Origin of the sequence: Streptomyces sp. A3M-1-3 (genome assembly GCF_024213665.1) — a bacterium.
In the GTDB taxonomy this organism is placed as follows: domain Bacteria; phylum Actinomycetota; class Actinomycetes; order Streptomycetales; family Streptomycetaceae; genus Streptomyces.
Window position 1 is genome coordinate 22,282 of the sequence record NZ_JANAVP010000046.1, and the last position, 9,490, is coordinate 31,771.

The 9,490-nt window shown below is 69.5% G+C and carries 12 protein-coding genes and 2 pseudogenes; 9 read left to right on the forward strand and 5 right to left on the reverse strand.

The window, feature by feature from the left end; translation table 11 throughout:
* The first annotated feature begins 130 nt into the window (after positions 1 to 130).
* The 7 genes from NLX86_RS32540 (at position 131) to NLX86_RS32570 (ending at position 4,876) form a co-directional block, all read left to right on the forward strand.
* Complete coding sequence (locus NLX86_RS32540) at positions 131 to 946, forward strand: alpha/beta fold hydrolase (RefSeq protein ID WP_254375424.1); 816 nt, start codon at positions 131 to 133, stop codon at positions 944 to 946.
* Positions 947 to 1,127: 181 nt separating this feature from the next.
* The gene (locus NLX86_RS32545) at positions 1,128 to 1,268 is read left to right on the forward strand and encodes a hypothetical protein (protein ID WP_254375425.1); all 141 of its coding nucleotides are present in this window, start codon (positions 1,128 to 1,130) and stop codon (positions 1,266 to 1,268) included.
* Between the two features lie 196 nt (positions 1,269 to 1,464).
* Entirely contained in the window at positions 1,465 to 1,905 is a 441-nt protein-coding gene (locus tag NLX86_RS32550; RefSeq protein WP_254375426.1) for a hypothetical protein, read from the forward strand.
* 132 nt (positions 1,906 to 2,037) lie between these two features.
* Positions 2,038 to 2,322 (forward strand): CorA family divalent cation transporter, encoded by a 285-nt coding sequence (locus NLX86_RS32555; protein ID WP_254375427.1) that lies wholly within the window; start codon positions 2,038 to 2,040, stop codon positions 2,320 to 2,322.
* A 350-nt stretch (positions 2,323 to 2,672) separates the two neighbouring features.
* On the forward strand, positions 2,673 to 3,050 hold the full coding sequence (locus tag NLX86_RS32560; RefSeq protein WP_254375428.1) for an SAV_915 family protein: 378 nt from the start codon (positions 2,673 to 2,675) through the stop codon (positions 3,048 to 3,050).
* 10 nt (positions 3,051 to 3,060) lie between these two features.
* On the forward strand, positions 3,061 to 4,419 hold the full coding sequence (gene lysA / locus NLX86_RS32565; protein WP_254375429.1) for a diaminopimelate decarboxylase: 1,359 nt from the start codon (positions 3,061 to 3,063) through the stop codon (positions 4,417 to 4,419).
* A 136-nt stretch (positions 4,420 to 4,555) separates the two neighbouring features.
* Entirely contained in the window at positions 4,556 to 4,876 is a 321-nt protein-coding gene (locus tag NLX86_RS32570; protein ID WP_254375430.1) for a GYD domain-containing protein, read from the forward strand.
* 116 nt (positions 4,877 to 4,992) lie between these two features.
* Here the strand turns inward: NLX86_RS32570 and NLX86_RS32575 are convergent, their stop codons facing one another.
* On the reverse strand, positions 4,993 to 5,484 hold the full coding sequence (locus NLX86_RS32575) for an SRPBCC family protein (RefSeq protein ID WP_254375431.1): 492 nt from the start codon (positions 5,482 to 5,484) through the stop codon (positions 4,993 to 4,995).
* A gap of 138 nt (positions 5,485 to 5,622) precedes the next feature.
* On the opposite strand from NLX86_RS32575, the gene NLX86_RS32580 reads away from it, so the two are divergent.
* Entirely contained in the window at positions 5,623 to 5,925 is a 303-nt protein-coding gene (locus NLX86_RS32580; protein WP_254375432.1) for a hypothetical protein, read from the forward strand.
* 302 nt (positions 5,926 to 6,227) lie between these two features.
* Positions 6,228 to 6,332, forward strand: a pseudogene (locus NLX86_RS34620) (S8 family serine peptidase); the annotation flags it as partial.
* Positions 6,333 to 6,395: 63 nt separating this feature from the next.
* Here NLX86_RS34620 and NLX86_RS32585 read toward each other — a convergent pair.
* The 4 genes and pseudogenes from NLX86_RS32585 to NLX86_RS35220 form a co-directional block, all read right to left on the reverse strand.
* Positions 6,396 to 6,599 (reverse strand): AMP-binding protein, encoded by a 204-nt coding sequence (locus NLX86_RS32585; RefSeq protein WP_254375433.1) that lies wholly within the window; start codon positions 6,597 to 6,599, stop codon positions 6,396 to 6,398.
* 101 nt (positions 6,600 to 6,700) lie between these two features.
* Positions 6,701 to 7,579: a crotonase/enoyl-CoA hydratase family protein gene (locus NLX86_RS32590; protein ID WP_254375434.1), complete on the reverse strand. Its 879-nt coding sequence runs from the start codon at positions 7,577 to 7,579 to the stop codon at positions 6,701 to 6,703.
* Entirely contained in the window at positions 7,572 to 8,183 is a 612-nt protein-coding gene (locus NLX86_RS32595; protein WP_254375435.1) for a TetR/AcrR family transcriptional regulator, read from the reverse strand. The genes NLX86_RS32590 and NLX86_RS32595 overlap by 8 nt, the downstream gene beginning before the upstream one ends.
* A gap of 408 nt (positions 8,184 to 8,591) precedes the next feature.
* A pseudogene (locus NLX86_RS35220) lies at positions 8,592 to 9,417 on the reverse strand (Tn3 family transposase); the annotation flags it as partial.
* Between the last annotated feature and the right edge of the window lie 73 nt (positions 9,418 to 9,490).

The following is a 9,490-nucleotide window of genomic DNA, read 5'->3' on the forward strand; positions in this document are numbered from 1 at the left end:
GGGCACGTATTTCAAGGACTGCGAGCACCCTCGGTCGACGTGGTCAAAGTGCACCAGGTGCAGGCATCGGGACGGGGTGGTTTCGTGACCGTATGAGGGTTGCAGAGGTGCCGAGACGAGGCGTGCGGCTATGAGAGCAGCGGGAAGGCACATCATCAGGGAAAGCAGCTTCTGGCATCGCGGGGCTGAGCTGTTCTACGACGACGCCGGTGAGGGCGCTCTCGCCGTGTACGCACATGGCGGGTTCGTCAGCCAGGCCGCTGAGGACCGAATGGGCTTGTTCGACTGGGAGCCGGTTCTGGACGCGGGGCAGCGCCTGGTGCGTTATGACGCCCGGGGGCATGGTCGGTCGACAGGCGGCCCCGTGGACACCGACTACACGTACGTCTCCCTCGCGGACGATCTGCTCGCCCTGCTCGATCATCTGGGCGCCGACCGGCCCGTCAACGCCATCGGCGCGTCGATGGGATGCGCCACCGTGCTGCACGCCGCTGTTCGGGCGCCCGAGCGGTTCTCCCGACTGGTTCTGCTCATCCCACCCACGGCCTGGACGACGCGGGAGGCGCATGCGCGGAACAACCTGGAATCCGCTGACACGATTGAACGAGAGGGAGTGGATGTCTGGCTCGCCGCCAAGAAGCGGCAGCCTCGCCCCGCAGTCGTATCCGATGTCCCCGAGTTTCCACCGACGCCCGCGGAGTGGATTCTGCCGTCCGTCCTGCGCGGACTGGCGCTGTCCGACCTGCCCCCCGCCACAGCGGTCACCGAGCTGCGCCGGCCGGCCTTGATTCTGGCCTGGGTCGATGACCCGGGCCACCCGCTGTCCACCGCGGAACGGCTGGCCCGTCTTCTGCCGGACGCCGACCTCCATGTGTCCCTGACCCGTTCGGACATCCACACATGGGGGAAACGCATCGCGGTCCATCTGGCCCGACCTCGGCCGTGAGAGGCATGGCAACAGGCACCGCTACGTGGCGAGTCGGCGATCCCGACGCTTCGCCGACATGACGCATCCGGTGCATATGAACGGCTGTGACCCGCGTCTCTGTACGTCCGACCCCAGGAAAACCGGTACTCGCCGAAGCCTCCCGCGCCTGACAATCAAGGTCCATCAACGGGAGGAACAGATGAGCCAGACATTCCTGACTCTCCATGAGCTGCTGCCGCCGCAGGAGTTGGCGGCGGCGCTCGACGCGGGCCATGTCACCCGCAAGCCGCACCCCGAACTGCCGCTGTCGATCTACACGTACACGAGGACGTGCCAGTAAGAGCGGGTGTGGAACCGGGTGACCACGCGCGCCCGCGCCGCGAAGGCGCTGCCGGACGCCGCCGTGCGCCCTGCCATGTTCCTGCGCCTGGACGGACGCCCGACGGAGTTCGTGACGGATCCTGGCCGACAAGCACGCGAAAGCGCGGAAGGGGGGCTGGCAGCTCACCGAGGCGTGGCTGAACGACGAGCCGTCGGTGCAGCCGTACACCGCCGACCCGGAGCTGCCCTCGGCGGTCATGTGCGACATCGACGGCACGCTTGCCATCAGGGGCGACCGCGGCCCCTATGACTTCACCCGCTGTGACGAGGACCTGCTCAACGTGTCGGTGCGCGGCGCGCTGTGCTCCTTCCGGCGTGCCGACAGCGATGTCATCGTCCTGCTTTCGGGCCGCGGCGAGGAGCACCGGGAGAAGACGGAGGCATGGCTGCGCCGGTACGAGGTTCCCTACGACGAGCTGTGGATGCGCGCAGCCGGCGACGGCCGCCGAGACGACGTCGTGAAGGCCGAACTGTTCGACCGGCACGTCCGCGACCGCTTCGCGGTACGCGTCTCCCTCGACGACCGCGACCGCGTCGTGGCAGTGTGGCGCAGCATGGGCCTGCCCACCTGGCAGGTCAATTACGGCAACTTCTAGCCGAGTAGCGCCGGCAGCGCCACCGCCCGGTCCGCGGCCTCCGAGTCCCACGGCTGTTCTTGCGCATCCACGCATGTATGACAATGGTGTCTTGCGCCGCAGGTCCGTGCCGGTCTCAAGGTGGTCGGAGCGGTGGTTCCGCTCCTCCAGCCGCTGCGCGACCTCGCCGAGCGGCGCGTACCGGGCGTGGACAAGGACATCGCCCGGTACACCCGCGACGTCCACGACCACCTCACCCAGGCCGCCGAGCGCCTCACCGCCCTTGCCGTGCCCATCGGCATCGTCGGTATCTACGGGATGAACTGCGGGCACATGCCGGAACTCGGCTGGACGCTCGGCTACCCCTTGGTGCTCGTCGGCATCGTCGTGGTCTGCGCCGTGATCTACCGGGCCCTCCGCCGCAACGGCTGGCTGTGAGTCCGCGGGCGCAGCACGGGGTGATCTGCTGTTCACTGCGGTGGACGTGGGCGGGCATCCGGAGCTCGGTCCATGAGGCGATCGCGTCGTGCTGGCGACCACGCCGCGTGGGCTCGACATTCTGATGACAGGGGTGCAACCGCATCCGAGGGATCCGAGCTGCGGGCGGTGTTCCTGACCCGTACCGGCGACTGCCGTCAATGCCGCGTCAGGTGATGGGGGTGACGGGTCAAGAGGCCGTCAGGGACGGGACCGGGCCGCCGGGGAGCGGGCATAGCGTCATTGCTGCACCCGGGCCGGCCTCACGGAACCGGGGAACCGCCTCTCTCATTTCTCATAGGAGCACGTCCATGTCGGAGAACCAGAGCGCCGAGGACCCCGAGCCGTGTGAACGGGTGCCGGCCGGAGCGCTGTTCGTCCCGGTCCGGCCGGGCGCCACGGGCTGCTGCGCCCGATTCTTCCGTACCCCTCTCGGCGGCCGCACTGCCGTCGCCTTCACCACCGAACGCCGGCCGGCCGCCACGCTGGGGCCCCGGCAGAGCTGGGTCAGGCTCTCCGAGCCCGCTGTACGCGCCCTTGCCGCGCCGCTGGGTGTCACCGCTCTCACGGTGGACCCGCAACTGGTCGCGCCTTCCGCGAAACGCGGCCCGGCCTCAACCCCGGCCCCGGCCGAGACGAGCCGGAATCCTCGGCACGCCGTCTCGTGCGTCGACCTGTTCATCGCCTGAGGGGAACGTCATGACCATGTCGCTTTCAGAGCTGTCGCGCGTATCGGCACCTGCCCCGGCCGCGGACGAGACCGAGAGCCTGTCCGTCTGGCCCGCCTCGACACGGCCCGCAGCCGAGGGTGATGTCACGGTGAGCGGTGTCTCGCTCATGGAGTCGGCCGATCGCTTCGGTACCCCCCTCTACGTTCTGGACGAGGCGGAGGTACGGGCACGCTGCCGCGCCTACCTGCACGCCTTCCCGGACACCGACGTCGTCTACGCCGCGAAGGCGTTCCTGTGCCGCGCCGTGGCCCAGTGGGTCCACAAGGAGGGCCTGGGCCTTGACGTGTGCTCCGCCGGAGAGCTGGAACTCGCCGTCACCACCGGCTTCCCGCCCGAGCGGATCATCTTCCACGGCAACGCCAAGAGCCCCGAGGACCTCGCTGTCGCCCTGCGCCTGCGCGTCGGCCGCATCGTCATCGACAGCACCTGGGAGATCGCCCGGCTGGCCGCGCTCGTCCCCCACGGCACCCGCCAGAAGGTCATGGTGCGGGTGGTGCCCGGCGTCGCGGCGGGCAGCCATGCCGCTGTCCGCACCGGCACCGACGACCAGAAGTTCGGCCTGTCCATCGCCGACGGGTCCGCCCAGCACGCCGTCGCCCGGATCCTGGAGCAGCCGCACCTCGAACTGGTCGGCCTGCACTGCCACATCGGCTCCCAGATCGCGACCGTCAAGCCCTACCTGAGCGCCCTGCGCCGCGTCGTCGGTCTGCTGGCCCGCATCCGCGACCAGCACCATGTCACCCTTCCCGAACTCGACCTGGGCGGCGGACACGCGGTCGCCTACCGCCCCGGCGAAGCCGCCCTCGACATCGAAGCCCTCGGCACCCGCATCCGTGCGGAGCTGACCGAAAGCTGCGCGGCTGCAGACCTGCCCGTCCCCGGACTCACCATCGAGCCGGGCCGCGCGGTGACCGGGCCCGCGGGGGTGGCTCTGTACCGCGTCCTCGCCGTCAAGAGGTCCGGACGCCGGGTCTTCGTCGCCGTCGACGGAGGGATGAGCGACAACCCCAGGCCCGCCCTGTACGGCGTGCGGTACGCACCTCGGCTCATCGGCCGCCGCTCCACCGCCGAACCCTGCACCACCACCCTGGTCGGCCGCCACTGCGAGGCCGGCGATGTGCTGGCCGCCGACATCCCGATGCCCGGCGACATCCGCCCCGGCGACCTCATCGCCGTCCCCGTGGCCGGCGCCTACCACCTGTCCATGGCCTCCAGCTACAACCTGGTCGGCCGCCCCCCGGTCATCGCCGCCAACGAAGGCCGCGCCCGGCTCCTCATCCGCCGGGAATCCCTCGCCGATCTCAACGGACGCGACATCGGCATGTAGCCGGCCGCCATCGGTGACGCGGAGAACACTGACCGTCATCCTCATCCGCAGGAGGCGGTGACCGGCGCGGCCGCTCGACAAGAGCGGACAGAACTGTCAATTTCAGCACGGAATGGCAATTGAGGAGGATGGGTCGATGCCGAAGTATCTCGTCCAGGCCAGCTACACCGTGGACGGCTTGAAGGGCCTGTTCAATGAGGGCGGCAGCAGTCGCCGTGAGGTTGTCGCAAGCATGCTCGACAGCCTGGGCGGACGACTGGAGTCGATGTACTTCGCGTTCGGCGAGGAGGATGTCTACGTCGTCGCCGACCTGCCGAGCAACGTCTCCGCCGCCGCGTTGGGCCTCACGGTGACGGCGACCGGTGCCGTCCGCACCAAGACGGTGGTTCTCCTGACGCCGGAGGAGATCGACGAGGCGACCGGGCAGAAAGTGCAGTACCGGGCCCCCGGCGCCTGATCAGGGTTGCGACCTGCGCATTCGACGTCGGCAGGTCCGCGTACGCGGAAGCGTGAACGTGAACGTGGAACGAGGCCGGCGTGCGGCGCGTGCGGCACCGATGCGGTCCGGACCCGTCACGGGGCCCCGGGGGGTGTCTGTCCCAGGCCCTCGGAGCGCTCAACCGAGGCCGCAACATCCTCCAGGTCCTTCGCGATGGCCCTGGCCACCGCCCGGGTGCCCAGACCGCCGAAGACCTTGGCCAGTAGGCCGGCGAAACCTCCGGGCGGCCGGGCGCTGAAGTGCATCCGTACCGTGGTCGTCTGCGGGCCGGTTCGGTCGAGCGAGAACTCCGAGACATAGTGCGTGCCGGCCGAATCGGCCTCCACCACATAGCGTGCCGGGGGCTCGCACCCGGTCACGTACATCTCTTCCGTGGCCTGCTTGCCGAGCATCCGGCGTGTCTCGCGCCACCGGGTACCCACCCGGAAGGGGCCCGGGGTGAGCACGTCGACGCTCTCCACGCCCGTCAGTACCGACGGCATGCTCTCCAGATCGGTGAGCGCTTCCCAGACCCGGTCTACGGACGCGCTGATACGCCGCTCGACGGTCACCTGCGGATCAGTCATGGCGGGATTGTCGCGCGGATCGGCCGCCGGCGCGCGTTTCGCACTCCCTTCGAGAAGTCCGGCGACTGGCCGGCCAGCGACTCCTCGGCTTGCCGCAACAGTTCGAGTGCGCCGTCCGGGTCGCCTTCGTGGCGGGCGATGAGCCCCCAGCTCGCACCGGCCCGCGCAACCCAGTTCCGAATCGTGCCGGCGATCGGCCTCGGCGACCACATGGCGGTAGGTCTCGGATGCCTGCGCCAACTCGCCTCGGGACAGCGCGATCCGCGCCTGGGCGGCCGCCTGCCGCAGGACCTTGCGCCGGGCAGGTTCGTATCCGTAGCAGAGATCCTCGGCGTCGACACCGAGGCGGCCGGCCAGTACGCAGTGGCACGGGGGGACGTGCGCTCGCCGCCTTCGAGCGAGGACACGTACGCACGGGTGAACTCGCCCCCGGCGAGATGACCCTGGGGGCGGCCCTCCCTCTCCGCGCCGCCTTTGATGCCGCCAGGTCAGTCAACCCGCCTTGAAACGAGCTGGTGTTCATCCCCTTGACGTGTGTCTCGGGGTGAAGCCAGACTCACCACCCAGCGAGGCAACAGCGATCGTAACTCTTGTTTACGTCATGGGCGCGCGATCCGTGATCGTGCGGGAGCGGTGCGCCGTGGGGAGCGCGTCCAGCCCCTGCGGCCATGCGTCGAGTCCGAGGGTGCACGGCCGCTGTTGCCTCGCCCCTGTGCAAGTCCTGACCGGCGGCCGAGTCGTACGCCTTCTACCGCGGCACCAGCATGGCCTCCCCGCATGTCGCCGGACTCGCCGCGCTCATGCTCGGTGAGAAGTCAATGACCCCGGCCGAGGTGGAATCCACCATGAAGGCCAACACCCGCCCGATGCCCGGCTCCTGCTGGCCGGCACACCTGGGACCCAGGTCTCCGTCACCACTGGGTCAGCACGTACTCCAACTCCGCCCCGCGCAGCGCCCGGTTGGCGGTCACCAGCACCGGCCCGGCCAGGGCCGCGCCGTATTGGACGACGACCCACTCGGCGACGCTGGGCGCCCGGATCGCGACGTGCCCGCCAGGTGAGAACCGATCCGTCAGCCAGGCCGCGTCGCGCCTGCGAGTCGGCCGGCAGCTCACGGTAGGTCCACGTGCGATCGGTACGGCCGTCGCCGGTCAGTGATCCGGCCGGCGGGCTGTGTCTGCGGGCCAGTAGGACTCGGTGAGCCGTGCGTCGTCGGTCAGCCGTCCAGATCGCTCTTGGTGGGGACCGGACCGCCGCCCTCGGGGATCCAGCGTCCTGAGTCGCGCCACTTCACGGCCTCGTGAAAGCCGTGTTCGGCGGCGAAGCCCTGGAACCAGCGGCCCTCGGGAGAGTGCCGGGTAATGCCGTCGAACAGCGTGGCCAGCACCTGCGTACCGTGCAACCCCATGTTGTCGTACGCCTGGTTGATCATGAGTTTCTGCATGACCAGCTGGTTGACCGGCACCCCAGCCATCCGGTCCGCCAACGCCTCGACCCTCGCGTCGAGTTCCTCGGCGGGGGCCGACTCCAGGACCAGGCCCCAGTCGGCGGCCTGCTTGCCGTCGATGGTGTCGCCGGTGAGCAGCATCCGCTTGGCCCGTTCGGCGCCGAGCCGGTACACCCACATCGCGGTGGTGGGGCAGCCCCAGACGCGAGCGGGCATGTAGCCGATGCGGGCGTCGTCGGCCATGATCACCTGGTCGCAGGACAGCGCGATATCGCTGCCGCCGGCCACCGCGTGGCCGTGGACCTTGGCGATGGTCGGCTTCAGCGACCTCCAGAGGGAGAAGTAGTCATCGGTGTTGCGCTTCATCATGCGGAAGTCCTTGATGGGATCCCAGACGGCGTCCTGGGTGCCCATCCCGCGCTCGGCGAAATCCTTGAGGTCGTAACCCGAACAGAAGGCCCGCCCGGCGCCCTGAAGGATGATCACATGGACGTCGGGGTCGTCGTTGGCCCGCTCGACGGCCAGCGGGATCTCCCGCGCCAGCTGCTCGTTGATCGCGTTCAGCCGGTCCGGCCGGTTGAGGGTGAGGTAGGCCTTGCGGTCCCTGGTCTCGTACTTCACCGTTCCCAGCGTCATGTCATCACTCATCTGATTCCTTCCGGGGAGTGTCGAGGATCAACCGGGCGACGGCCGCCCACCGTTCGAGCAGCGGCTCGCGATCGGCGACTTCGCGGTAGAGCGCGTCGGAGATGGCCATTCCGCGCAGAAGCTGCACGGTCAGGTCGGCCACCAGGGGATAGCCGGGTGAGGCGGTCACCTCGGGACCGAGGACGTCGCCGATCACCCGGTACAGGTCGCGCCGGGCGGCGCCCTCCGCACGACGCAGCACCGCCCGCAGCTCCTTGCTGGTCCGGGCCGCCGCCCACAGCTCCAGCTCCGCGCCGAACGCCGGGGTGACCAGAGCGGCGCGCAGCACCCGCATCGCGCGTGAGAGCGGGTCCTTCCCGGCCGGGGCCGAGGCCAGTTCCCGCCGTACGGCCTGCTCATTACGTTCGACGAGCTGCCCGATCGCGGCGCCGAACAGCTCCTCGCGGGTCGGGAAATGGTGCAGCAGCGCGCCCCGGCTGACCCCGGCCCGGCGCTGCACCTCCAGCGTGCTGCTCGCCGCGTAACCCACCTCGATCAGCGACTCCACCGCCGCGTCCACCAGCCGCTGCCGCGTCGCATCTCGCTGAGCGTCCCGCTTCGTCACCCGAACCCCTTCACCGTCACCACTGACTGTGAAGCACAGTCTCACAATCAGCGCTGACTGTGAAGGGTTCTCTGCTACCCCACCGTTTCGGGGCCGACTGCCGCTGCGCGGCGAACGCGGCGAATACCCTGCCCCCGGTCTGCTCCGCCGTCTACTTACCGAGCTGGGCGTCGTCCTTCCAGAACGCCCCTTCCTGACGGCCCCAGCCGTTGAAGGACCATCCTGCGACGCCCTGGCCGCCCTGGTCCCCGGGTAAGAAAGGAGGGGACGCTGTCACAGATCCGGGAGTCGTCGATGGCCTGCCTCCACCCAGGTGTCGGATTCCGTGGCGATACCATGCGCCACAAGACAGACTGGGTGCGGCTGCCGCGGTGGACCTGTCCTTCGAGGGGTCTTCTCCCGGATGATCAGCACCTCCAGCAGATCCCTGACGTGCTGCTCGGCGTCCTCGTCCAGGCTCAGGCCCGCCAGGACGTCCTCCCGGACGGCGTCCCATTCCTGGCCGTCCAGCAGGCGGGCGGGAGGGTCGGACCAGCGGTGCGAGGGAGAAGCGTAAATGTCGCGGCGCTTGAGCGCGCGGAACAGCTGCTCCAGCACGCACACCACGTACGCGTCCCGGTCCACCGACCCCTGCGGCAGGTCTTGGTTCGCGTACACCGCGCGCCGCCAGTGCGGCGGCACCAGCTTGTCGTCGACCTCTCGCGGCAGCAGCGGCTTCTCGCTCACCTTCCGCCGCGAGAGCGCCGGCAGCTTCTCTCCAGCTGGGGCAGCGTGGACAGCCGTTGCTGCCTGTGGCCCGCTTCGCCGTGCTGATCAACCTCGTTGCCATCAGGATCTCGAACAGATCCAGCGCGTCGTCGATCGCCTTCGCCTCCAGGTGGCGCATCACCGCGGTGAGCATCGCCGTGCGCTTGGGCTCGCTGGTCCGCTCCAACTTCGGCGCCTTGGTTCCCAGCCCGTACCGGGCCAGCGCGGACAGCCTGTTCGGCGGGACCTGCTCCAGCTTCAGGCGGCCCAGGTGGAACGCGGAGATCTCATCGACCCGCTGCAACGCGCCCTTCATCGCGGTGCCCGTGGTCCGCGTCGGCGGCCGGCGCATCCGCTCCAGCTCCGAATACCGCCTGCCCTCCGGCGTCTTCAACGTGGCCACCAGGTCCCCGGGCAACGCGGCGTCCGCGCGGGCGGCGGCCTTCGCCACGGTCGCGTGCAGCCGCTTCTCCGCGATCGCACGGACCTAGGGTCTGTTGCGAAAGTGCTGGTCGCAGAAGTGCGTTGTCGGTCGTGTTGTGCTTGCATACCCCGGTGAA

What these genes read in the sequence shown, in the direction of transcription:
- NLX86_RS32570 (WP_254375430.1), top strand. Translation starts at nt 4,556, where the DNA reads ATGCCGAAGTATCTCGTCCAGGCCAGCTACACCGTGGACGGCTTGAAG.
- lysA (WP_254375429.1), top strand. Translation starts at nt 3,061, where the DNA reads ATGACCATGTCGCTTTCAGAGCTGTCGCGCGTATCGGCACCTGCCCCG.
- NLX86_RS32575 (WP_254375431.1), bottom strand. Translation starts at nt 5,484, where the DNA reads ATGACTGATCCGCAGGTGACCGTCGAGCGGCGTATCAGCGCGTCCGTA.
- NLX86_RS32580 (WP_254375432.1), top strand. Translation starts at nt 5,623, where the DNA reads ATGAGCCCCCAGCTCGCACCGGCCCGCGCAACCCAGTTCCGAATCGTG.
- NLX86_RS32545 (WP_254375425.1), top strand. Translation starts at nt 1,128, where the DNA reads ATGAGCCAGACATTCCTGACTCTCCATGAGCTGCTGCCGCCGCAGGAG.
- NLX86_RS32560 (WP_254375428.1), top strand. Translation starts at nt 2,673, where the DNA reads ATGTCGGAGAACCAGAGCGCCGAGGACCCCGAGCCGTGTGAACGGGTG.
- NLX86_RS32540 (WP_254375424.1), top strand. Translation starts at nt 131, where the DNA reads ATGAGAGCAGCGGGAAGGCACATCATCAGGGAAAGCAGCTTCTGGCAT.
- NLX86_RS32590 (WP_254375434.1), bottom strand. Translation starts at nt 7,579, where the DNA reads ATGAGTGATGACATGACGCTGGGAACGGTGAAGTACGAGACCAGGGAC.